General features: G+C 68.6%; 21 protein-coding genes. 11 read left to right on the forward strand and 10 right to left on the reverse strand.

From position 1 onward, the window contains the following. The first annotated feature begins 16 nt into the window (after positions 1 to 16). Positions 17 to 2323, forward strand: a complete 2307-nt coding sequence (locus CVH10_RS00630) for an EAL domain-containing protein (protein WP_181244331.1) — start codon at positions 17 to 19, stop codon at positions 2321 to 2323. On the opposite strand, the gene rarD is transcribed toward CVH10_RS00630, so the two are convergent. Next, positions 2306 to 3211: an EamA family transporter RarD gene (rarD, locus tag CVH10_RS00635; RefSeq protein WP_106487535.1), complete on the reverse strand. Its 906-nt coding sequence runs from the start codon at positions 3209 to 3211 to the stop codon at positions 2306 to 2308. The genes CVH10_RS00630 and rarD overlap by 18 nt on opposite strands. A 125-nt stretch (positions 3212 to 3336) precedes the next feature. Here rarD and CVH10_RS00640 point away from each other — a divergent pair, with 125 nt between their 5' ends. Continuing rightward, positions 3337 to 4152 carry an amidohydrolase gene (locus CVH10_RS00640; protein WP_106487536.1) on the forward strand — a complete coding sequence of 272 codons (816 nt, stop codon included), beginning with the start codon at positions 3337 to 3339 and terminating at the stop codon, positions 4150 to 4152. Continuing rightward, a complete protein-coding gene (locus CVH10_RS00645) occupies positions 4152 to 4853 on the forward strand; it encodes a pseudouridine synthase (protein ID WP_035593355.1) in 702 nt (233 codons plus the stop codon). The genes CVH10_RS00640 and CVH10_RS00645 overlap by 1 nt, the downstream gene beginning before the upstream one ends. Before the next feature lie 27 nt (positions 4854 to 4880). Here the strand turns inward: CVH10_RS00645 and CVH10_RS00650 are convergent, their stop codons facing one another. The 7 genes from CVH10_RS00650 to gloB form a co-directional block, all read right to left on the reverse strand. Further along, positions 4881 to 6689, reverse strand: coding sequence for a GGDEF domain-containing protein (locus CVH10_RS00650; protein WP_369335695.1), 1809 nt, complete (start codon positions 6687 to 6689; stop codon positions 4881 to 4883). Positions 6690 to 6803: 114 nt separating this feature from the next. Continuing rightward, positions 6804 to 8396 (reverse strand): ABC transporter ATP-binding protein, encoded by a 1593-nt coding sequence (locus tag CVH10_RS00655; protein WP_106487538.1) that lies wholly within the window; start codon positions 8394 to 8396, stop codon positions 6804 to 6806. Beyond that, the gene (locus CVH10_RS00660) at positions 8393 to 9490 is read right to left on the reverse strand and encodes an ABC transporter permease (RefSeq protein ID WP_106487539.1); all 1098 of its coding nucleotides are present in this window, start codon (positions 9488 to 9490) and stop codon (positions 8393 to 8395) included. Before CVH10_RS00660 ends, CVH10_RS00655 begins: the two co-directional genes overlap by 4 nt. 2 nt (positions 9491 to 9492) lie before the next feature. Then, positions 9493 to 10566, reverse strand: a complete 1074-nt coding sequence (locus tag CVH10_RS00665; RefSeq protein ID WP_106487540.1) for a microcin C ABC transporter permease YejB — start codon at positions 10564 to 10566, stop codon at positions 9493 to 9495. A 76-nt stretch (positions 10567 to 10642) separates the two neighbouring features. Continuing rightward, positions 10643 to 12463, reverse strand: coding sequence for an extracellular solute-binding protein (locus tag CVH10_RS00670; protein ID WP_035593345.1), 1821 nt, complete (start codon positions 12461 to 12463; stop codon positions 10643 to 10645). Between the two features lie 44 nt (positions 12464 to 12507). Beyond that, entirely contained in the window at positions 12508 to 13698 is a 1191-nt protein-coding gene (locus CVH10_RS00675) for a transglycosylase SLT domain-containing protein (RefSeq protein ID WP_106487541.1), read from the reverse strand. A gap of 70 nt (positions 13699 to 13768) precedes the next feature. Beyond that, positions 13769 to 14536 (reverse strand): hydroxyacylglutathione hydrolase, encoded by a 768-nt coding sequence (gene gloB / locus CVH10_RS00680; RefSeq protein WP_106487542.1) that lies wholly within the window; start codon positions 14534 to 14536, stop codon positions 13769 to 13771. A gap of 99 nt (positions 14537 to 14635) precedes the next feature. Here gloB and CVH10_RS00685 point away from each other — a divergent pair, with 99 nt between their 5' ends. From CVH10_RS00685 to nudC, 4 genes are read left to right on the forward strand one after another with little or no spacing between them, the layout of a single operon-like run. Continuing rightward, positions 14636 to 15403 (forward strand): methyltransferase domain-containing protein, encoded by a 768-nt coding sequence (locus CVH10_RS00685; RefSeq protein WP_035593339.1) that lies wholly within the window; start codon positions 14636 to 14638, stop codon positions 15401 to 15403. Beyond that, positions 15400 to 15870 (forward strand): ribonuclease HI, encoded by a 471-nt coding sequence (rnhA, locus tag CVH10_RS00690; protein ID WP_106487543.1) that lies wholly within the window; start codon positions 15400 to 15402, stop codon positions 15868 to 15870. Before CVH10_RS00685 ends, rnhA begins: the two co-directional genes overlap by 4 nt. 40 nt (positions 15871 to 15910) lie before the next feature. Beyond that, positions 15911 to 16669 carry a DNA polymerase III subunit epsilon gene (gene dnaQ / locus CVH10_RS00695; protein ID WP_106487544.1) on the forward strand — a complete coding sequence of 253 codons (759 nt, stop codon included), beginning with the start codon at positions 15911 to 15913 and terminating at the stop codon, positions 16667 to 16669. Continuing rightward, positions 16669 to 17439: an NAD(+) diphosphatase gene (gene nudC, locus CVH10_RS00700; protein WP_106487545.1), complete on the forward strand. Its 771-nt coding sequence runs from the start codon at positions 16669 to 16671 to the stop codon at positions 17437 to 17439. Before dnaQ ends, nudC begins: the two co-directional genes overlap by 1 nt. 61 nt (positions 17440 to 17500) lie before the next feature. Here nudC and CVH10_RS00705 read toward each other — a convergent pair whose 3' ends face one another. Continuing rightward, positions 17501 to 17815, reverse strand: a complete 315-nt coding sequence (locus tag CVH10_RS00705; RefSeq protein ID WP_035593331.1) for an SCP2 sterol-binding domain-containing protein — start codon at positions 17813 to 17815, stop codon at positions 17501 to 17503. Between the two features lie 164 nt (positions 17816 to 17979). Between CVH10_RS00705 and sohB the strand changes: the two genes are divergently transcribed. Next, positions 17980 to 19008, forward strand: a complete 1029-nt coding sequence (sohB, locus tag CVH10_RS00710) for a protease SohB (protein ID WP_106487546.1) — start codon at positions 17980 to 17982, stop codon at positions 19006 to 19008. A gap of 5 nt (positions 19009 to 19013) precedes the next feature. On the opposite strand, the gene CVH10_RS00715 is transcribed toward sohB, so the two are convergent. Beyond that, the gene (locus tag CVH10_RS00715; protein WP_106487547.1) at positions 19014 to 19340 is read right to left on the reverse strand and encodes a helix-turn-helix transcriptional regulator; all 327 of its coding nucleotides are present in this window, start codon (positions 19338 to 19340) and stop codon (positions 19014 to 19016) included. A gap of 296 nt (positions 19341 to 19636) precedes the next feature. Between CVH10_RS00715 and CVH10_RS00720 the strand changes: the two genes are divergently transcribed. The 3 genes from CVH10_RS00720 to CVH10_RS00730 all read left to right on the forward strand — a co-directional run bounded on the left by CVH10_RS00720 (position 19637) and on the right by CVH10_RS00730 (position 23143). Further along, the gene (locus tag CVH10_RS00720; protein ID WP_106487548.1) at positions 19637 to 21547 is read left to right on the forward strand and encodes a propionyl-CoA synthetase; all 1911 of its coding nucleotides are present in this window, start codon (positions 19637 to 19639) and stop codon (positions 21545 to 21547) included. Positions 21548 to 21673: 126 nt separating this feature from the next. After that, the gene (locus CVH10_RS00725; protein ID WP_035593322.1) at positions 21674 to 22348 is read left to right on the forward strand and encodes a 7-cyano-7-deazaguanine/7-aminomethyl-7-deazaguanine transporter; all 675 of its coding nucleotides are present in this window, start codon (positions 21674 to 21676) and stop codon (positions 22346 to 22348) included. Positions 22349 to 22366: 18 nt separating this feature from the next. After that, positions 22367 to 23143: an alpha/beta fold hydrolase gene (locus tag CVH10_RS00730; protein WP_035593319.1), complete on the forward strand. Its 777-nt coding sequence runs from the start codon at positions 22367 to 22369 to the stop codon at positions 23141 to 23143. Positions 23144 to 23163 lie beyond the last annotated feature (20 nt).

The following is a 23163-nucleotide window of genomic DNA, read 5'->3' on the forward strand; positions in this document are numbered from 1 at the left end:
ACGTCCTGACAATGTGGTGCCGCGCATTCAGGTGCTGGCGTCCTATCACCGCGGCAACCTGTGGACCGACGAGCTGTTGTCGCACCTCGACGATGTGGCCGAGCACCTCGGCGCCCCGACGCTCGACGTGGACTACCTGGATGCCCGGCGCCTGGGGCGAGAGCGGGCCTTCATGCTGCAGCGCGAGCGCCTGGAAGGGCGACAGGCGGTGACGCCCAGCGATCGCCTGCTGCTGATCGATGATGCGGCCCTGGCCTTCTACCTGGCCCGGCCCGAGAACGGGCAGTCGCCCTCCCGGGTGGTGGCGATCGGCATCAACGATCCCGTCCTGCAGCGCCAGGCCCGGGAGCATGGCATCAAGCGCATCATGACCACCGGGGTGGCCGAGTCGTCGTTGGCCTTCCTCGGTGAGGCGTTCGGCGCGCCGGTGCCCTGGCTGGTGCTGGGGGACGATACCGCCGTCGGCGAAAACCTGACGCGCGCCTTCCTGTCGCGGCTTAGGGCGTCGGCGTCGGGACAGCTGGCCGGTGTGCTGTGGGACTGGACGCCCGAAGAGGTGGTCCGGACGCTGGAAACCCTGCCGGCCGACGCCCGGGTGTACCTGGTCGAGGGGCAGACTACCGGCAGCGGCGACCTGGATCCGAGGCGGCGTCGTTGGCTCGAGACGCTGTCGGACCAGGGCGTGCCGGTGTTCTGCCATCTGCCGTACCAGCTGGACCTGGGCTGCGCCGGCGGCGTTCTGCTCGATACCCGGCGGGTGGCGACTCGGGCCATCGAGACGCTGCTGAGCCCGGTGTTCGAGCGCCTGCCCGAACGCCAGGTCGTCATGGAAGGTCGTCGGGTGCTGGACGCCCGCTGGCATGCGCGGGTGCCGACGCCGTTGGCCGCCACCATCGAGTGGTTCGGCGTCGACGCTGCCATGCAGCAGGTCGAGGGGCAGCGCACGATGCTGCTGTGGGCCGGCGTCGGCGTCAGCGGCGTGCTGGGTCTGAGCCTGCTGGTCATGGCCTGGTCGCGGCGTCGCATCGCGCGTCGCCAGCGCCGGCTGATGATCGATCACGCGACCGGTCTGCCCAGCCAGCAGCTCTGGGAAGTCGAGGCGCCGCGTCGGGACGGCTGCCTGTTCGAACTTGCTTCTCCGCAGCTGCGCGAGGCCCGCGAACGCTTCGGGCTGGTCACCGCCCAGGCGATGCTGCGCGAGCAGTTGCCGGTACTTGGCCGGGCGCTGCCCGAGGGCTGGCATCTCTACGCGGGGACCGGCATGAACCTGCTGGGCTGGGTGCCGGCATCGTCGCGGCCGGAGGACGTGGAGGCGCTGTTCGACAGCATCCTGGCCCACCTCGGTGAGCTTGCACCCGGCGGTAGCGGCCAGCGGCTGACCTGGTACGCCAGCCTGCTGTGTCTCGATGAGCATAGCGGCGACATCACCCAGTGCCGCGACGCCCTCGATGAGGGCGTGAGGCATCTGGCGCGGCGCGGCTGGCCGCAGCCCCTGCGTCGCGTCTCGCCTCGTGCGCCCGGTGGGACGACCCGTTTCCGTCATCTGGCAGAGGCGCTGGAGGGCCTGATCGAGGCACCGCAGTCGCAGTGGCGCCTGGTCTTCCAGCCGCAGTTTTCCCGCCGCGATCATCGCCTGCTGGGCGCCGAGGCCCTGCTGCGCTGGCAGCATCCCGAGTTCGGCGAAGTGTCGCCCGGCGAGTTCCTGCCGGTGGTCGAGAGCCTCGGCCTGACCCGGCAGCTGGATCGCTGGGTCAGCCGCACGGCCATCGACTGGCTGTGCCGGCATCGGGAGCGGTTGGATGGCGACTTCCGACTGTCGATCAACGTCGGCCTGTCGAGCCTGGAAGACGTGGACTTCGTCGCGGCACTGGGGGATGCCCTGCACGAGCGGGCACTGCCGCCGAGCTGCCTGGAGATCGAGATCACCGAGCATGCCGACTTCGGGGAGCTGATACACATCGAGCAGGCGCTGGTCGGCCTGCGTCGCCTCGGCGTGCGCGTCTCGCTGGACGACTTCGGCACCGGCTACACCGCCTTCCGGCTGCTGCAGCGGCTACCTTTCGACGCCGTCAAGCTGGACCGCGAGCTGCTTGCGGCGGCCGAGCGCCACGAGCGGGCGGTCGAGGCCTATGCGGCGATGATACGCTTCTGTCGCCAGCTGGGCCTGGAGGTCGTGGCCGAAGGCGTGGAGAACGCGACCCAGGCCCGCTGGCTGGCATCGCTGGACGTGCAGCTGCTTCAGGGCTTCCATCTGGGGCGGCCGAGCGAATCCGAGACCTTCCTGGCCCTCTATGCCCCGGTGCGATCAGGCGCGGACCTCTGAGGCCGGGCGGCGCTGCCAGGCCGACCAGCTGTAGAGTGCCAGGCCGATCCAGATCAGCACGAAGGTCGCGAGCTGCGTTGGCTTCAGCGGCTCGTCGAACACGAACAGCGCGATCAGGAACTGCAGGCTGGGATTCAGGTACATCAGGAATCCCAGGGTGCCCAGGCGCAGGCGGCGGGCGGCGCCGGCGAAGGCCAGCAGGGGCAGGGCGGTGATCACCCCGCAGGCCAGCAGCAGCAGCGTGGTACGGCTGTCGCCGAGGAAATGCGACAGGCCGGCCTGACTGAGCGCCCCCAGGGCCACGAGCCCCAGCGGCATCAGCAGCAGGGTCTCGACCAGCAGCCCGGAGAGGCCGTCCAGCGGCACCTGCTTGCGCAACAGCCCGTAGGTGCCGAAGCTCAGCGCCAGCACCAGGCTGATCCAGGGCAGGGTGCCGATCAGCGCCAGCTGCAGGGCGATGGCCACCCCGGCCAGGCCCACCGCCAGGCCTTGCAGGCGGCTCATGCGCTCGCGCAGCACCAGCATGCCCAGGGCGATGTTGATCAGCGGCGTCAGGTAGTAGCCAAGGCTTGCCTGCAGCACCCGATGGGTCTCGACGGCGTAGATATACAGCCCCCAGTTGACGGCGATCAGCACCGCGCAGGCCAGCACCCGTCCCAGGCGCCGCGGCTGGGCCAGAGCCTCGCCGACCGGCTTCCAGCGCCGCAGTGCGGTCGCCACGCCGGCCAGGAACACGCACGACCACAGCACCCGGTGTACCAGGATCTCGTAGGCGGGCACCTCGTCGAAGAGGGCAAAGAACAGCGGGAAGCAGCCCCACATCAGGTAGGCGGCCAGGCCATAGCCGACTCCCTGAGCGGCCCGGGTGTCGCGGTCGGTCGATGACATCTTTACTTTCCTAATCAATGAACCCACAGCCTATCATGCGGGCGTCGACCGGTGCGTGGTGGCTGCGCCATCGGCCGCTGTCGTTTAGGCTATGGGGGCCGTTTCGATCCCCAATGGAGTCCTCGATGAGCGAACTCAGAACGACCCTGGTGCAGGCCGACCTGCGCTGGGAAGACCCCGAGGCGAACTGCCGGATGCTGGAGGCGTCGCTGGGCGAGCTCGACGGCGGCGATACCGACCTGATCGTGTTGCCGGAGATGTTCGCCACCGGCTTCACCATGAATTCCCGCGAGATGGCCGAGCCGATGGCAGAAAGCGCCACCGTGGCCTGGATGCGTGAGCAGGCGACCCGGCGTGGCTGCGTGGTCACCGGCAGCGTGGCGATAGTGGAAGAAGGCGACTGCTTCAACCGTCTGATCTGGGCCCGACCCGACGGCAGCCTGGTGCACTACGACAAGCGGCACCTGTTCCGCATGGCCGGCGAGCACGAGCGCTATGCGATGGGCCACGAGCGGGTGATCGTCGAGCTCAAGGGCTTCCGGATCCTGCTCAGCGTGTGTTATGACCTGCGCTTCCCGGTGTGGCTGCGCCAGCGGCCCGCGCCGGGTGAGCACTTCGAGTACGATGCCCTGCTGTGCGTGGCCAACTGGCCGGCCCCGCGTCGCCACCCGTGGCGGGTGCTGTTGCAGGCCCGGGCCGTGGAGAACCTGTGCCCCGTGATCGGCGTCAACCGTGTCGGCGAGGATGCCAAGGGCCTGGCCTATGCCGGTGACTCGATGCTGGTGGACGCCAAGGGAGAGCCGGTGATCGACGAGCCCCGCGATACGGCCTTCGTCAAGACCGGCACGCTGTCGCTGGATGAGCTGCACGCCTTCCGCGAGAAGTTTCCGGCCTGGCGCGATGCCGATCATTTCGGCCTGACCGACGGGGTGGGTGCCTGATGCGACTGGATCGATTCCTCTCCGAAAGCACCGAGATGACGCGCAGCCTCGCCAAGCGGGCGCTGCTGCGCGGCGAGGTCGAGGTCAACGGTGAGCGCGAGAAGAAGGCTGCCCGCCATCTCGCGTCCGATGACCGCGTGACCTGGAACGGCGAGCGCCTGGAGCTGGTCGGGCTGCGCTACGTGATGCTGCACAAGCCCGAAGGCGTGGAATGCACGGCGCGACGCGGCCTCTATCCGCGTGCGATGGACCTGATCGACCTGCCCAAGGCCGAACGGCTGCAGACCGTGGGGCGCCTCGACGTGGAGACCACCGGGCTGCTGCTGCTCAGCGACGACGGCCAGTGGTCGCATCGCGTGACCTCGCCGAAGCGCGGCTGCGCCAAGGTCTATCGGGCGACCCTGGCGCGCCCCCTGGAAGGCGCCGAGGCCGAGCGCGCGGTGGCGGCCTTCGCCGAGGGCATCGAACTCGAGGGTGACGAGGCGCCGACGCGGCCGTCCGAGCTCGAGATGCTCGATCCGCTGCACGCGCGGCTGACCGTCCACGAAGGGCGTTACCACCAGGTGCGCCGCATGTTTGCCGCCATCGGCAATCACGTCGAGAGACTGCATCGCGAGTCGATCGGTGCACTGGCGCTGGACTCGGAGCTGGCGCCCGGCGAGTGGCGTGAGCTCAGCGCCGAGGAAGTGGCGCTGTTCTAGGTGGTCGCTTCTTCGTGAGGCCGATGCTCAGCTAGCAGTGATGATCCGGTTGCGGCCGGTTTCCTTGGCGCCGTACAACGCCCGGTCAGCCAGATCGGGCAGCGTCATGGGATCGGCGGTGTGCGCCGGGTAGGCAGCGATACCGCAGGACAGGGTCGCCGGGCCCAGCATGCGGCCGTCGTGCCAGTAGACGCGGTCGGCCAGGCTCGCCATCAGCGAGGCGGCGCGCTCTCTTGCCGTATCGGCGCCGGTGCCGGGCAGCAGTACCACGAATTCCTCGCCGCCGATGCGGCATATCTCATCATCGTCGCGGAAGTGTTCCCGGAGCGCCATCGCGATGCCCGCCAGGACCCGGTCACCCGCTGCATGGCCGTGACCATCGTTGATCCGCTTGAAGTGGTCGATGTCGAGCATCGCCATCGCCAGCGGCGTCTGCCGGGACCGGGCCCGGCGGGATTCCTGTCGCAGGCACTCGTCGAAGTGGCGGCGATTGTGCAGGCCGGTCAACGGGTCGGTGGTGGAGTCGATCTCGAGGCGCTCCACCAGCTGCTGTAGCTGGTGCGTCCGTTCCTCGACTTCTTGTTCGAGCTGGTGGTTGAGGCGCCGGAGTTCCCTCTGTGTATGGGCGTAGTCGATCAGCGAGATGCCCCCGATGACCAGGGCAAAGGCCAGCGCGCCGGCGCTGGTGGGTACCCGCTGCCAGGGCAGCAGGCCATGGGCCACGGCCATGTCGACCAGCAACAGCGCCCCGAACAGAGCGAAGGCGGCCAGTATGGCCCTCTGGCGAGCGTCGAACCGGCCGAGATGGGGGGCGATGATCGCCAGCAGCAGACCGATGCTGAGCACCAGAAGTACATCGAAGACCGGAAAGGTGATCGAGAGATTGATCCAGCCGAGCCCGCTGGCCCCCAGCGCGCCCACCAGGTAGACAAGGTGGAACTGCCAGATACGCCGGATACGGCGTGATCGGGTATCGGCGAACCAGTGCTCCAGTAGGCGCCCCAGTGCGATAGGAAGGGTAAAGTAGCCTGCGGCGGCGAGGTTGTCCCACAGCAGGGGGCGGTCGATCAGCAACTGGTCGACCGGGCTTTCGGCAATGATCATGATGCCGGAGGCCAGCGCGAACAGACTGATGGGCATAAAACGGCGACGGTCGTCCTGGAACAGCGCGAAACCGACCGCGAACAGCGCCAGGAGCAGGCACAGCGGGCCGACGATGAGTGCACCCAGAGCGTCGCGCAGAAGCTTGGGGAAGAGATCGGCGCGTTCGATCAGCATGATCTCGCCCCACAGGCCGATGGCGGTGTAGTCGGAGTAGACCCGCAGGGTCAGTTGTCGACCGCCGAAGTCCTCGGGGAGACGGATCATGTGCCAGGGCCAGCCTGCGAAGCGGCCGTTGCCATCATCATCGAAGGCGCCATGTTGGTAGAGGCGTTCGCCGTCCAAGTAGACGTCGGCGATCAGGTTGATGCTGGTAATGTAGAGTGCCGGATCTTGCCAATCACCCTCAGGGAGGGAGAGTCGGAACCAGGCATGGGTTTGTCCTCGGCGTCCGGGCGGGTTGGCGGGGAAATCGATGGCGTTCCAGGCGTCGTCGTCTCCTGGTTTCACCCAGGTGGGGACGCCATCGGCAGACACGGGGGAGTCGCCCCAGCGATACTCCCAGCCGGTGCCCAGATCCCGAGGTGTCGCCATCGCCGAGCCGACCCACAGGGCGGCCACACACAGCAGTACGACAGTGGTCAGCCACGCCCTTGTCTGAGGCATCCCGGTTCCTCTCGTTCCTTCCCCTCGGCATTCGGCAAGTATAAACAGGTCCCGATTCGGTGCCAGCAAAACCGTCGCGCCGGGTCGCCGTGTTTTATACCGTTATCTTGCGCAGCGGCTAAACCATCATCGATCCTGAAACGTCCTGGTCATCAGGCCGCGGGGAGACGCTGACGACGACGTTCATGGCGACATTGGCGACAGCCCCGCGGCCTCGACCAGTGCTCGGGTGTAGTCGGTGGTCGGCTGGGTCAGCACGGCTTCGCAGTCGCCCTGTTCGACCACCTCGCCGTCCTTGAGCACCAGCAGGCGATGGGCCATGGCGCGCACCACGGCCAGGTCGTGGCTGATGAAGAGGTAGCTGAGCCCGCGCTTGCGCTGCAGCTCGCGCAGCAGGGTGACCAGCTGCTTCTGCACGGTGCGGTCGAGCGCCGAGGTTGGTTCGTCGAGTACCAGCAGCGACGGCTCGAGGATGATGGCCCGGGCCACGGCGATGCGCTGGCGCTGGCCGCCGGAGAACTCGTGGGGATAGCGGGCCCCGCATTCCTCGGGCAGGCCGACCTCGCGCAGGGTGTCGCGCACGCGGCGGTCGACCTCGGCGTCGTCCAGCTCGGGGTGGTGGAAGCGCAGCCCCTCGCTGACGATGTCGGCCACCGGCATGCGCGGCGACAGCGAGCCGTAAGGGTCCTGGAACACCACCTGGAGCCGCCGCCGCTGGCGGCGCAGGGCATCGCCGTGGAGGCGGTCGAGACGTTCGCCGTCGAAGGTGATCTCGCCCTCGCTCTGCTGCAGGCGCAGCAGTGCCAGGGCGAGGGTGGTCTTGCCGGAGCCGGATTCGCCGACGATACCGAGCGTCTCGCCCGGCGCCACCGTCAGGCCCAGCGGCTTGACCGCCTCGAAGGCCGGCGGTCGGCGGCTGAACAGCTTCTTCGGCCGCTGGAAGCGAATGCCCAGCCCTTGGGCGCTGAGCAGCGGGGTGCGATGGGTGACCGGTTCGGGGCGTCCGGTGGGATCGGCGGCCAGCAGCTCTCGAGTGTAGGCGCTCTCCGGGGCTTCGAACACGCGCGACACCGGCCCGGTCTCCTGCAGCCGGCCGTGGCGCATGACGCAGACCCGATCGGCGTGGCGGCGCACCAGGTTGAGGTCGTGGGTGATGAACAGCATGCCCATGCCGTGGGTATCGCGCAGTTCGGCCAGCAGCGCCAGGATCTCCTGCTGCACGGTGACGTCGAGCGCGGTGGTCGGTTCGTCGGCGATCAGCAGGCGCGGGTGGTTGGCGATGGCCATGGCGATCATCACGCGCTGGCGCTGGCCACCGGAGAGCTGGTGGGGCCAGGCGTCGAGGAGCTCCTCGGCGCGGGGCAGCTGGACCTGTTCGAGCAGCTCGCGGGCGCGCCGCCGCGCGGCCGCGCCGCGAAGCCCCTGGTGCAGGCGCAGGGTTTCGCCGATCTGGCGGGCCACGGTGTGCAGCGGATTGAGCGAGGTCATCGGCTCCTGGAACACGAAGCCGACCCGGCCGCCGCGGATCGCGCGCCAGTCGCGCGTCGATAGCCGCGCGAGATCGGTGTCGCCGAGCCGGCGCGTACCGCTGACGCGGGCCCCGGGTGGCAGCAGGCCCAGGGCGCCGAGCGCCGACACCGACTTGCCGGAGCCGGACTCGCCGACCAGCGCCAGGGTCTCGCCGCGGCGCACCTCCAGCGACAGCCCCTCGACCACGGGCGTGTCATCGAAGGCGATGGTCAGATCCTCGAGGCGAAGCAGGGTCTCGTCGCTCATCTGGCGCTCCCGGTGGCGGTCTGGCGCTCGCCGCCGGCCGACTCGGCCTTGCCGCTGGCGTGCTGGATGTGGCGCGGATCGAAGGCGTCGCGCAGCCCCTCGCCGATGAACACCAGCAGCGACAGCATCACCGCCAGGGTCAGGAAGGCGGTGATGCCGAGCCACGGCGCCTGGAGGTTGTTCTTGCCCTGGGCCACCAGCTCGCCCAGCGACGGCGAGCCCGGTGGCAGGCCGAAGCCGAGGAAGTCCAGGGCGGTGAGGGTGGTGATGGCGCCGGTGAACAGGAACGGGATGAAGGTCAGGGTGGCGACCATGGCGTTGGGCAGCACGTGGCGGCGCATGATGATCCGCGACGGCAGCCCCATGGCCCTGGCGGCGCGCACGTATTCCAGGTTGCGGGCGCGCAGGAACTCGGCGCGCACCACGTCGACCAGGCCCAGCCAGGAGAACAGCAGCATGATGCCGAGCAGCCACCACAGGTTCGGCTCGACCAGGCTGGCCAGGATGATCAGCAGGAACAGCACCGGCAGCCCGGACCAGATCTCGATCAGTCGCTGGCCGATCAGGTCGACCTTGCCGCCGAAGTAGCCCTGCACGCCGCCGATGATCACGCCCAGGGCCAGGGAGCCGGCGGTCAGCACCAGGGCGAACACCACCGATAGGCGGAAGCCGTAGATCACTCGAGCCAGCACGTCGCGGCCCTGATCGTCTGTGCCCAGCCAGTGGCGGGCGTCGGGGGGCGAGGGCGCCGGATGGTCGAGGTCCTGATCGAGGGTGTCGTAGGAGAACGGGATCGGGGGCCACAGCGTCCAGCCGTCGGCCTCGATGGCCTCACGGGTGTAGGGATCGCGATAGTCGGCCGGCGTGGGCAGGAAACCGCCGAACTCGCTGTCCGGGTAGTCGACGACCAGCGGCGCGTACCACTGCCCCTGGTAGTGGACCAGCAGTGGCTTGTCGTTGGCCACCAGTTCGGCGCCGAGGCTGATCACGAACATGGCCAGGAACAGCCACAGCGACAGGCGCGCGCGCGGGTTGCCGCGGAACACGGCCAGCCGGCGGCGGGTGATGGGGGAGAAACGCTCGCTCAGTGCCATGTTCAGGACTCCCGGGTCTCGAAGTCGATCCGCGGGTCGACCCATACGTAGGTCAGGTCGGAGATCAGCTTCAGGATCAGCCCGATCAGGGTATAGAGATACAGGGTGCCGAAGATCACCGGGTAATCGCGCTGCATCACCGCCTCGAAGCCCAGCAGTCCCAGGCCGTTGAGCGAGAAGATGACCTCGATCAGCAGCGAGCCGGTGAAGAAGATCGCCACCAGCGCCGAGGGCAGCCCGGCGATGATGATCAGCATGGCGTTGCGGAAGACATGGCCGTAGAGCACGCGACGGTCGCTGGCCCCCTTGGCCCGGGCGGTGAGCACGTACTGCTTGTGGATCTCGTCGAGGAAGCTGTTCTTGGTCAGCATGGTCAGGGTGGCGAAGCTGCCGATCGCCGAGGCCAGCACCGGCAGGCTGATGTGCCAGAAATAGTCCTTGATCTTGCCCCAGGCGGAGAGCTCACTGAAGTCCGGCGAGGTCAGGCCGCGCAGCGGGAACACGTCCCAGTAGCTGCCGCCGGCGAACAGCACGATCAGCAGGATGGCGAACAGGAACCCCGGGATGGCGTAGCCGACGATCACCAGCCCCGAGCTCCAGACGTCGAAGCGCGAGCCGTGGCGCAGCGCCTTGCGGATGCCCAGCGGGATCGAGATCAGATACACCAGCAGGGTGGTCCAGAGGCCCAGCGAGATCGATACCGGCAGGCGTTCGAGCATCAGGTCGGTGACCGGCTCGCCGCGGAAGAAGCTCTCGCCGAGATCGAAGGTGGCATAGTCGACCAGCATGCCGAAGAAACGCTGGTAGGCCGGCTCGTCGAAGCCGAACTGGGTTTCGAGGCGGTCGATGTACTGCTGCGGCACGCCGCGGGCGCCGCGGGATTCGCCGCTGCCGGCGCTGTCGCCGCCGCCGCCCTCGAGGCGGGTGCTGGCCTGGGTCGAGAGGCCCTCGAAACGGGCCAGCATCTGGTCGATGGGGCCGCCCGGAGCGGCCTGCACGATGAGGAAGTTGAGCAGCATGATCCCCAGCAGGGTGGGGATCATCAGCAGCAGGCGGCGCAGTACGTAGGCGGCCACGGCGTTTCCTTAGGGCTTCTATGAAATCTCGACGAGAGAAGCGCTTTCTCGGTGACGAGCCTCGGCGAGAATCGCCTCACCGATTGCGCTGTCGGGCCTCGATCTCGGCGCCGCGCTCGGGGTCGACCCACCAGGCGTCGAGGTCGAGATTGTACTCGGGGAAGGGCTCCTTCCAGCCGAACTTGTCCCACACCGCGATGCGGGTGCTGCCCAGGTGCCACTGGGGAATGACGTAGAAGCCCCAGCGCAGCACTCGGTCGAGGGCCCGGGCGGCGGTGTCCAGCGCCTCGCGGCTGTCGGCGGCGATCAGGTCGTCGACCAGGGCGTCGATCGCCGGGTCGGCCAGGCCGATCAGGTTGCGGCTCTGCGGCGCGTCGGCGTACTCGCTGCCCCAGAACTCACGCTGTTCGTTACCCGGATTGGCGGATTGCGGAAAGCTCCCCACCACTACGTCGAAGTCGAAGCGGCGCAGCCGGTTGAGGTACTGGTTGACGTCGACGATGCGGATGTCGCCCTGCACGCCGAGCCGTGAGAGGTTGCGCAGCAGCGGCTGCACGACGCGCTCGAACTGGGTGTCGTAGAGCAGCACTTCGAAGGACAGCGGCTCGCCGGTCTCCGTGTTCACCAGGGTACCGTCGTCGCGGTTCTCGTAGCCGGCGGCATGGAGCAGCGCCAGCGCCTCGCGCAGGCGAGCGCGCCCGTCGTCAGGCCGCTCGATGGGGAGGGGAGTGTCGAACACCCGCGCGGGCAGGTCGTCGCGCCAGGGCTCGAGCAGGGCCAGTTCGGCGTCGCTCGGCAGGCCCTTGGCGGCCATCTCGGAATTCTCGAAGTAGCTGTGGGTCCGCTCGTAGGCGCCGTAGAAGAGGTTCTGATTGAGCCACTCGAAGTCGAAGACCAGGTTCAGCGCCTCCCGCACGCGCACGTCCTGGAAGATGTCGCGGCGTGTGTTCAGCACGTAGGCCTGCATGCCGGCCGGCTGGCCGTCGGGTACTTCCAGGCGCCGGACGAAGCCGCCTTCGGCGGCGGGGAAATCGTAGGCGGTGGCCCAGTTGCGGGCGCTGGACTCGATGCGCATGTCGAGATTGCCGGCCTTGAAGGCCTCGAGCGCCACCGTCTGGTCGCGATAGTAGTCGTAGACCAGCCGGCCGATGTTGTGGCGGCCGCGATTGACCGGACGATCCTTCCCCCAGTAGTCATCGACCCGCTCGTAGACGATGCGCCGGCCGGGGTCGATCTCCTCGATGCGATAGGGGCCGGAGCCGAGCAGGGCGTCGCGAGTGGGTCGCTCGAAGTCTCGGTCTTCCCAATAGTGGGCCGGCAGGATCGGCATCTGGCCGAGGATCAGCGGCAGCTCGCGGGAATCGCTGTCGGCGAGGTCGAAGTGCACGGTGTTCTCGTCGACCACCCGCACGTCGCTGACGTCGGCGTAATAGGCAGCGTAGAACGGCTGGCCTTTCTCGGTGAGCGTCTCGAAGCTGAAGACCACGTCGGCGGCGTCGACCGGCTCGCCGTCATGAAAGCGGGCATCGGGGTCGAGGTCGAATTCGATCCACCGGCGGTCCGGGTCGAGGCGGATGCCTTCGGCCAGCAGCCCGTACATGGTGAAGGGTTCGTCCGGATTGGCCACCATCAGGGTGTCGTAGATGGCGTTCAGGCCCGAGGCCGGCGTGCCCTGGATGATGAAGGGATTGGTGGAATCGAAGCTGCCGTTGGCGCTGCGGGTCAGGGTGCCGCCGACCGGGGCATCGGGATCGGCGTGAGGGAAGTGGTCGAAATCCGCCGGCAGCGCCGGGTCGCCGTAGAGGGCCAGGCCGTGGCGCGTGGGCACGTCGGCCGGGGCCGCGGCCAGGGCGGGCGTCGCCGCCAGGGCCGTCGTCAGCAGGACGATCGATCGCATCGGTCAGCATCCTTGTACCAGGTCGGGGGGCGACGGCCCCCTGATCATCTACCGGAAAGTGTCAGCTGCTGGCCGGGTTGTAAAGCGTTGGGGCTGTCGAGGCCGTTCCAGCGGGCCAGGTCGGCGACCGCCACGGCGTGTCGGGAGGCGATGGCGGAGAGGGTGTCGCCGCGCTGTACCACATGGACCTCTTCAGCGCTGCCAGCGCTCGGGGCGGTGCGCTCCAGGGCGGCCAGCAGCGGTTCGGCCCGGTCGGCGGGCACCAGCAGCTCGCTGACCTGGCCGGGGCGGGCGGTGTCGCCGCGCAGGCCGGGGTTTAGGGCCGCCAGCTGGCCGGTCGGCACGTCGGCCAGCTTCGCCGCTTCGCCGAGGCGCACGGTGCGCGTCACCGGCACGCGCTCGAAGGCCGGTGTGCCCTCGATCTCGGGCAGTGTGACGTTGTAGCGCGCGGGATCGCCGACGATGGCGGCGATGGCCAGCAGCTTGGGCACATAGTCCATGGTCTCGTTGGGCAGGTCGAGATCCCAGTAGTCGCCCTGCTTGCCCTGGGCCAGGGCGCGTCGCTGGGCACGGTTCACGGTGCCGGCGCCGGCGTTGTAGGCGGCCAGCGAGAGCTCGATGTCGCCCTCGTACCACTGATCGGCCTGGTACTCGATGTAGTCCAGGGCAGCCTGGGTCGAGCGCACCACGTCCAGGCGGCCGTCCCAGCCGCGCGAGCGGTTCAGGCCCAGGGCATCGCCCGTGCGCGGCATGATCTGCCACAGGCCGGCGGCGCCGAAGTGGCTGCGCGCCTCGGGGTCGAAGGAGCTCTCGACGAAGGGCACCAGGGCGATCTCGCCGGGCAGGCCACGGTCCTCGACGCGCTCGAGGATCCACGCCAGCCAGGGGCGGGCGCGTTCGGCGATCTCGGCGACGTTGTGAGGTTTGGCGCTGTATTCGTCGATCCAGTGCTGGACCCGGGCATGGCCGGCGCCATGCTGCCACTGGTCCTGCCACTGGAAGGTGTCGCGCAGCCGCGACCAGGCGTCGGCCGGCTGCAGCTGCAGATGACTCCAGAAGGTGCGCTGGCCTTCCGGCTCGCCGCGATGCACCGGGGCGAAGCTCGGCGTCTCGGACCCCAGTTGCCCGGCGGGCAGGGTCGAGGCCTTGGTATAAGCGCCGGCGATCAGGGCGCCGGTCATGGCGATCGTGCTGGCGAATCCGAGGAGTCGCCGGCGCGATGTGTGATAGGTCATGCAGAAGCCTCCGGGGCGCAGCGCCGACCGCCATCGACATGACGGGGACGTGCGCCGAGCGGGGTGGGTCTCAGAAGTCGTCTTTCCAGGCGCGCAGCGTGGCGAAGGTGGTCACGGCGTCGTCGGTGTCGCCCTGGGGGGCGGCCGCCCGACGTATGCCAGCGTCCTCGCAGCGCAGGAAAGGGTTGATGCGCCGTTCCCGTCCGATGGTGCTGGGCAGGGTGGGGCGCTCGAGCTCCCGGGCCCGCCGGCACTCCTGCTCGGCGGCGTCGATGTCGGGGTTGTCCGGGTCGGCGGCCTTGGCGAAGGCGAGGTTCGCCAGGGTGTACTCGTGGGCCGCGAAGACCAGGGTGTCCTCGGGCAGCGCGGTGAGGCGCGCCAGCGAGGCATGCATCTGTTCGGGGGTTCCTTCGAACAGACGTCCGCAGCCGGCACTGAACAGGGTGTCGCCGCAGAACAGCAGCGGCGGAATGCCGGCGGTGAAGAACGCGATATGATCCAGGGTGTGGCCCGGAACCTCGAGGACCTCGAACAGGCGTCCGATCACCCGCACCTCGTCGCCGGCGCCGACGCGCTCGTCGATGCCTTCGATGGCGGGGTTGTGCGGGCCGATCACCCGCGGCGAATAGCGCTGGATCAGCTCGGGCAGGCCGCCGACGTGATCCGCGTGATGATGGGTGACGAGAATGCTGCCCAGGGTCAGGCCCTCGCGTTCCAGGGTCTCGATCACCGGGGTGGCGTCACCGGGATCCACCACGCAGACCTCGGGGCTCGTATCCTGCCGCAGCATCCAGATATAGTTGTCGCGAAAGGCGGGAATCGGTGTCACGCTCAACATGGGCTCGGGGTCCTCGCGCCGGGGCCGGTATCAACCGAGCCGGTGGCGCCTTGAATCGGATCTTTGCAAAATCGAGTACTCTGGAGAGATGAACGGATCATGTCAAATTCGCAGGATGCGATGAGCCTGGCGCGACTGGTGCGAGAGGGGCGCCGTTTTTGGGCGAGCCCTCCGGGCCAGGCCGTGTGGCAGGCCCAACGCGCCTGTCTCGGTCCGCTCTGCGAGCGCTGGTTCGGCGCCCACGGGCTGGAACTGGGGCTGGCGCCGACCCTGGCCGACATGTGTCCGGTGCGTCACGCGCTGTGCTGGGCGCCGACACCTGAGCTGGCCTCGCACGAATCCACCTTGGTGTGTCCCCTGGACGCGCTGCCGCTACCCGATGGTTGTCTGAGCCTGGTGGTAGTGCATCACCTGCTCGAGATCGCCCCCGACCCCCACCACCTGCTCCAGGAAGCGGCCCGCGTCACCGCCGACGACGGCCACCTGATCCTGTTCGGCTGGCACCCCTTCGGCCCGAGCGGCTGGCGGCGCTGCCGACCGGCCCGACGCCGCCAGCTGCCCGGGCGCGGCCGCTGGCGCACGCCGGGGCGTCTTGCCGACTGGCTGGCGTTTGTCGATTTCGAGGCCCAGCGGGTAGACTACTGCGGCTTTCGCCTGCCCGGCGGCCTGGCCCGCAATGCCCGGCTCGAGACGCTCGGGCGCCGGCACAACCTGCCATTGGGCGACAGCTACATGATTCATGCGCGGCGCCGGTCCCAGCTGGTCCAGCCCGGGCGCGGCAGGGTGGTCTTTCCGACGCCGCTGGCCGGCTCGGCGCTGGGCAATGTGTCTGGTCGGTCCGCCACCGACGAAGGTGATCGAGGGTGACAGACCAACCACCATCAGGGGCGTTGCCCGAAGTGACGATCTATACCGACGGCGCCTGCCGCGGCAATCCGGGGCCGGGTGGCTGGGGCGCGCTGCTGTGCAGCGGCTCCCACGAGAAGCCGCTCAAGGGCGCCGAGCAGAAGACCACCAACAACCGCATGGAACTGATGGCCGCCATCATGGCGCTGAAGGCGCTGACCCGGCCGTGCCGCGTCGAGCTGTGGACCGACTCCGAATACCTGCGTCGCGGCATCACCGAGTGGATTCACGGCTGGATCAAGCGTGGCTGGAAGACCGCCTCCAAGCAGCCGGTCAAGAACGCCGAGCTGTGGCGAGCCCTCCACGAGGAGGCGCAACGGCATCGCGTCGAGTGGCATTGGGTCAAGGGCCACAGCGGACATCCCGGCAACGAGCGCGCCGACAGCCTGGCCAACGAGGCCATCGACGAGATGCAGGCCAAGGCCTGATTCACGCATCAATACCGCCGATCACCACAGGTAACGCCCCATGCGCCAGATCATCCTGGATACCGAGACCACCGGCATCGACCCCCGTGACGGCCATCGCCTGATCGAGATCGGCGCCGTGGAGATGGTCAATCGCCGGCTGACCGGCAACACCTATCACCAGTTCATCAATCCGCAGCGAACCATCGACGCCGAGGCGGTGGCGGTGCATGGCATCACCGACGAGCGGGTCGCCGACGAGCCGCTGTTCGCCGAGATCGCCGACGAGTTCTGGGCCTTCATCGAGGGGGCGGAGCTGGTGATCCACAACGCGCCCTTCGACGTGGGCTTCATCGACCATGAGCTGGGCATGCTGAACCAGGCCCGCGGCGAGCCTCGTCTGGGCCCGGTGGCCGATCACTGCCGCATCCTCGACACCCTGCAGATGGCCCGGGACAAGCACCCGGGCCAGCGCAACAATCTCGATGCCCTGTGCAAGCGCTACGACATCGAGAACGGCCACCGGGTCCTTCACGGCGCCCTGCTCGATGCCGAGATCCTGGCCGACGTCTACCTGGCGATGACCGGCGGCCAGACGGCGCTGTCGCTGGATGCCAGCGCCGGCGAGGGCGACGAGTCCGCGGCCAGCGGCGGGCTGAACGTGCGCCGGGTCTCGCTGACGCCGGGCACGCTCAAGGTGCAGGCACCGGACGAGGCCGAATGGCAGGCCCATCGCGACAAGCTGGCGACCGTGCGCGAGGCCGGCGGCGAGTGCCGTTGGGACACGCTGGAGGGCTGGCCCGGCCGGGAGACGCCCTGATGCTGCGTCGCGAACTGCCCCATGAGGAAACCGCCGGGCGGGTGATTCGCCTGGCCCAGGGCCGCATCGCTCCGGCCGGCGACGGAGGGCCCTTGCAGTCCTGGCAACCCTGGGCCCCGGCCATGCAGCCCCTGTGCTGGTGGCATGACGCGCCGGTGGCCCTGTCGGTGGAAGACGTTCCCGGCGATGACTGGATCGAGGGGCGGGAGTGGCTGGCGCGACTGCCGGAATCCTGGTTCGCGCTGGTGTCCACGGCGCTGCAGGTCGGTGCCTGGCTGCGCCATCACCGTTTCTGCGGCAGCTGTGGGGCGCCGGCCTCGCGGCTCGATCACGAGTTCGCCATGCACTGCGAATGCTGCGGCCATCGCAACTATCCGCGTATCTCGCCGTGCATCATCACCCTGGTGACGCACGGCGAGTCGCTGCTGCTGGCCCGCAGTCCGCGTTTTCCGCCGGGGCGCTACTCGACGCTGGCCGGCTTCATCGAGCCGGGGGAGTCCGCCGAGGAGGCGGTGCGCCGTGAGGTGTTCGAGGAGGTGGGATTGACGGTAGGGCGGCTGCGCTACTTCCAGAGCCAGGCCTGGCCCTTCCCGCACTCGCTGATGCTCGGCTACTTCGCCGAGGCGGCCAGCCGGCGCATTCGCATCGACGGCCACGAGATCAGCGATGCCGCCTGGTTCTCGCCGCGCCGGCTGCCCCAGCTGCCGCCGCCCTATTCGATCTCGCGGGCGCTGATCGAGACGCACCTGGCCGAGGTGGGGGCCAGGTAGGTGCTATCGAGGCACTTGGGGGCTGACCCCGGTCGGGATGATCCCTGTCGATAGGGGCAAATCAGCCGCGGCGGGGAAACAGGCTGCCAAGCTTGGTGGCCAGCATGACGTTGCCGGTGGCCTTGAGCCGGCCGCTCATCACGGCGCTCATGCCACTGATCTCGCCGCTCATCACGCCCTTGAGGGTCTCGGTACTCAGGCTCAGGCTGACCGACGGCTCCTCGTGTACGCCTTCCTGAACGTCCAGCTCGCCGTCCCGCACCACCAGGTGATAGTCGCCGGCGTCGCTGAAGTGGAACTGGAACACCTCGTCCATGCCGCGGGCGGCCTCGGGATCGAAGCGGGCATGGAGCTTGTCGAGGGTGCTGTCGGACATCGGGGGTCTCCGGAGACGGTGAAGGATCGATCCGCGAGAGTAGGGAAAAGCGCCGGTGCCATCAAGTCGGCCGGCTTGTGGCCGGGCCCGCGGCTGGGCAGGATGGTAGCCCTGCCTCGGGCGAACGACGCCGCGAAGGATTGACCCCACGAAGGAGAGACACGGTGAATGAGTGGCTGACGGATTTCGGCATGTTCCTGGCCCAGCTGGTGGCGGTGGTGGTCATCGTGACCCTGGGCGTGATGGTGGTGATGCGTGCCCGCGGCGGCGAGGGCGAGCAGGCCCGGCTACGGGTCGAGGAGCTCAACGGCGATCGCCGCCGTCGCCGTCGCCGGTTGCAGCTGGCCGCCAGCGAGCCCGGCGCGCGCAAGCGGCTGCAGAAGGCCTTTCGGCGCGACGACAAGGCGCGCGGCAAGCAGAAGGGCGAGGCCGCCGGCACGGTCTGGGTGCTGGATTTCCATGGCGACCTGAAGGCCAGCGCCACCGGGCGCTTCGCCGGGGAAGTCTCGGCGGTGCTGGACGTGGCCGGCGAGCAGGACGAGGTCGTGGTGCGTCTCGAGTCGCCCGGCGGGCTGGTGCATGCCTATGGCCTCGCCGCCGCCGAGCTGGACCGGCTGCGCCAGGCAGGGCTTTCCACCACCGTGTGCGTCGACAAGGTGGCGGCCAGCGGTGGCTACCTGATGGCCTGCTGCGCCGACCGGCTGCGGGTCGCGCCCTTTGCGGTGCTGGGCTCGATCGGCGTGGTCGCTCAGGTGCCCAACCTGCATCGCCTGCTCAAGCGTCATGACGTCGACGTGGAGGTGCTGACCGCGGGTCGCTACAAGCGCACCCTGACGGTGTTCGGCGAGAATACCGAAGAAGGGCGCGAGAAGTTCCTGGAAGATCTCGAGAACGTGCATGGCCTGTTCAAGCACTACGTCGCCGAACGCCGCCCCGACCTGGACATCGAGGCGGTGGCCACCGGCGAGAGCTGGTACGGGCAGCAGGCGCTGTCCCGGGGACTGGCCGACGAGATCGGCACCAGCGAGGCCTATCTCGTCGAGCGCATGAATGAGGCGCGGGTGGTATCGCTGCGCCTGGAGCGTCGCCAGTCGCTGGCCGGACGACTGGGGCTGGCGGTGTCGCACGGCGTGGAATGCGGGATCGAGCGGGTTGTCGAGGGCCTGGAGGCGCGGGGCTGGCAGAAGCGCTGAGCGGCTCAGTCGCCGCCCAGCTCCATCTGGGCGAGGGCCGACAGCAGGGTTCTCGCCCGATCGCCGTTGAGCGAATAGTAGATGGTCTGCGAGGCGCGCCGGGTACTGACCAGGTGCTCGCGTCGCAGGATGGCCAGATGCTGGGAGAGGGCGGACTGGCTAAGCGCCAGCTGGTGGTTGAGTTCGGTGACCGACAGCTCCTGTCCGTCCAGCAGGCACAGGATCCGCAGCCGGTTGTCGTTGGCCATCGCCTTGAGCAGGGCGCTGGCCTGATCGATGACGTCATCCCCGTCGTGCAGCAGGCCTGCGGCCTGACGTTGCGAAGTGCTCATGATGTCTCACCCCTCATGCTGCCGATGCAGCCGATGGTGGTCGTCCCTGCCCGGTTGGCAAGCTCCTGGATGGTGTCGTGATCCGTCACATCTTTCCTGATTCAGTCATTGCTCAATTATAGTTCAGGGTCGGCGCCGCGACCCTGCTGTCACGCCGTGACGGCGCTGTTTGTCGACAACTGTCTGGCTGGTATCGTCCATTTGTCGAATTTCGCCGTTGGTATGAGGGTTTGTGGGCCCCTTCTGTTCTAGTGTGTCAACAATCACGGTGACATTCATCGAACAGGCAGGCCTCCATGTCCAGCTATCACAGCGAATACCAGCGTTCCATCCAGCACCCCGAGACCTTCTGGGCCGAGCAGGCCGAGCGCCTGCCCTGGGTGTCCCCGCCCACGCGCATCCTCGAGTACGACGAACAGGGGCACGCCCGCTGGTACGCCGACGGCGAGCTCAACCTGTGCCACGCGGCCCTCGATCACCACATCGAGCAGGGGCGAGGCGAGCAGGCCGCGCTGCTGTGGGACTCGCCGGTCAGCGGGGGCAAGCTTCGCCTCAGCTATGCCGAGCTGCGTGACCGGGTGGCGCGTTTCGCCGGGGCGCTGCGTGATCTCGGTGTCGAGCAGGGCGACCGGGTGGTCATCTACCTGCCGATGGTGCCGGAGGCGCCGATCGCCATGCTGGCCTGCGCGCGGTTGGGAGCGGTGCACTCGGTGGTCTTCGGCGGCTTCGCGCCCCACGAGCTGGCGGTGCGCATCGAGGACGCCGAGCCCAAGGTGGTGGTGGCCGCGTCCTGCGGCATCGAGGTCGACCGGGTGCTGCCCTACCCGCCGATCGTGCGGGCGGCGCTGGAACAGAGCGCCCACCGGCCCGAGGCCTGCGTGATCCTGCAGCGCGAGCAGTGCCTGGCCGAACTCGGCGAGGGCGAGCATGACTGGGCGACGCTGGAGGCCGCGGCGGCGCCGGCCGACTGCGTGCCGGTGAAGGCCACTGATCCGCTCTATGTGCTGTATACCTCCGGCACCACCGGCAAGCCCAAGGGCGTGGTGCGCGACACCGGCGGCTATGGCGTGGCGCTGCACTATTCCATGGAGGCGGTCTACGACATGGCGCCGGGCGAGGTGTTCTTCTCGGCCTCGGACGTGGGCTGGGTGGTGGGGCATTCCTATATCGTCTATGGGCCCCTGCTGCGCGGCTGTACCACGGTCGTCTACGAGGGCAAGCCGGTGCGGACCCCGGATGCCGGCGCCTTCTGGCGGCTGATCGCCGAGTATCGGGTCAAGGCCTTCTTCACCGCACCGACGGCCTTCCGGGCGATCAAGAAGGAGGACCCCGAGGGGCTGCACCTGAAGGACCACGACATTTCGTGCCTCAAGGCGCTGTTCCTGGCCGGGGAGCGGCTGGACCCGCCGACCTTCCACTGGCTGAAGGGGATGCTGGACGTGCCGGTGGTCGATCACTGGTGGCAGACCGAGACCGGCTGGCCCATCGCTGCCAATCTGCAGGGGGTGGAGCCGATGCCGCCCAAGGCGGGCTCGGCCACGGTGCCGGTGCCGGGCTTCGACGTACGCATCCTCGATCGCAGCGGCCACGACGCGCCGGCGCTGGAGCAGGGCAGCGTGATGATCAAGCAGCCGTTGCCGCCGGGCTGTCTGTCCGGTATCTGGCGCGATCCAGAGCGCTTCCAGGCGGCCTACATGGCGGCCTTTCCGGGCTACTACCTGACCGGCGACGCGGGCTATCTCGACGAGGACGGCTACCTGTTCATCATGGGGCGCACCGATGACGTCATCAACGTGGCCGGCCACCGGCTTTCCACCGGTGAGATGGAAGAGGTGGTAGGCGGACATCCGGCGGTGGCCGAGTGCACGGTGATCGGCATCCACGATGCCTTGAAGGGGCAGGTGCCGGTAGGGCTGGTGATTCCCAAGGACGGTTTCGACGGCGACGAGGCGACCCTGGAGCGAGAGCTGGTCGCGCGGGTGCGCGAGATGATCGGCCCGGTGGCCTGTCTCAAGCAGGTGCTGGTGGTCGACCGCCTGCCCAAGACCCGCTCCGGCAAGATCCTGCGCAAGCTGTTGCGCCATATCGCCGACGGCGAGGCCTTCGGGGTGCCGTCGACCATCGACGATCCGGCCAGCCTGAATGACGTGCACGAGGCGATGGTCGCTCGTTCGCTGGGCAGCGCCGAACGGGCACGCCAGCAGTAGGGCGCGGTTCGCCTGAGGCGGGTTTGGCCCCCGGCAGGCGGGCGCGTATAATTCGCGCTCGTTCGCCGGGGTGCCGGCTGTCATTCGACGAGGGTTCCCTTACCCCTCCCGCCAAAAAGGTGCTCGATGTTCGCGCTTACCGCCGCCCAGACCCGTCGCTGCCTCGCGTGGCTGGTCGCCTTCCATATCCTCGTCATCACGGCCAGCAACTACCTGGTCCAGCTGCCCTTCAGCCTGTTCGGGCTGCATACCACCTGGGGCGCATTCAGCTTTCCCTTCATCTTCCTGGCCACCGACCTGACCGTGCGGCTGTTCGGCAAGGAGCCGGCTCGGGCCATCATCCTGCGGGTGATGTTCCCGGCACTGGTGATCTCCTACGTCGTCTCGGTGGTGTTTCCCCGCGGCGGCTTCGCCGGGCTTGAGGCGCTGGGCGACTGGAACCTGTTCGTGGCGCGCATCGCCCTGGCCAGCTTCATGGCCTATGTGCTGGGGCAGCTGCTCGACGTCACGGTCTTCGACCGCCTGCGCCGGCTCAAGGCCTGGTGGGTGGCGCCGGCGCTGTCGACGCTGTTCGGCAACCTGGCCGATACCTTCGCCTTCTTCTCGATCGCCTTCCACCGCGGCCCCGATGCCTTCATGGCCACTCACTGGCCGGAGATCGCCTGGGTGGACTACGGCATCAAGCTGGGCATCAGCCTGGCCTTCTTCCTGCCGCTCTACGGCGTGCTGCTGGGCTGGCTGACGCGTCGCCTGGTGACGCTGACCGGCGACCGCGATCTGGCGCCCGAGCAGTTCCGCTAACCCGACAAGGAGTTCACGATGACTCTCGCTCTCCATCATATCGACACCGGCGGCGACGGCACGCCGCTGGTGGTGATCCACGGCCTGCTGGGCAGCGCCGACAACTGGCGTTCGCACATCAAGAAGTGGCAGGAGCAGCGCCGGGTGATCGCGGTGGACCTGCGCAACCACGGCCGCTCGCCCCATGCGTCCGGCATGGGCTACGCCGACATGGCCCGCGACGTGCTGGCGCTGCTGGATGAGCTGAACGTGGCCAAGGCGCACGTGCTGGGGCATTCCATGGGCGGCAAGGTGGCGATCACCCTGGCGCGGCTGGCGCCCGAACGGCTGGCCTCGCTGGTCGTTGCCGACGTTGCGCCCCAGGCTTACGGGCACGGCCACGACAGGGAGCTCGGCGCGCTGCGGCGCGTGCGCGACGAGCGGCCCGCCGATCGCCGCCAGGCCGACGCGCTGATGGCGGACCATATCGACGAGCGAGCCACGCGACTGTTCCTGGCCACCAACCTGGTGCGCGGCGAGGATGGCATGACGGTGCGTGTCGGGCTGGACCAGATCGCCGAGGACTACGCGTCGATCAGCGGCGAACCGGACGGCGAGGGCGCCTTCGAGGGTCCGACCCTGGTGGTGCGCGGCAGTCGTTCGCCCTATGTGACCGATGCCATGCTGCCGGCGCTGCGCGAGGTGCTGCCGACCGCCGAGCTCGAGACCCTGGAGGCGGGCCACTGGCTGCATGCCGAGCAGCCCGAGGCGTTCCAGGCCGTGGTCAACGGCTTTCTGGCACGCCAGGCGGACTGAGCCGCGCCGGGACAGGCGTC

The sequence above is a fragment of the Halomonas sp. ND22Bw genome (assembly GCF_003011945.1).
GTDB classification, from domain to species: domain Bacteria; phylum Pseudomonadota; class Gammaproteobacteria; order Pseudomonadales; family Halomonadaceae; genus Halomonas; species Halomonas halophila.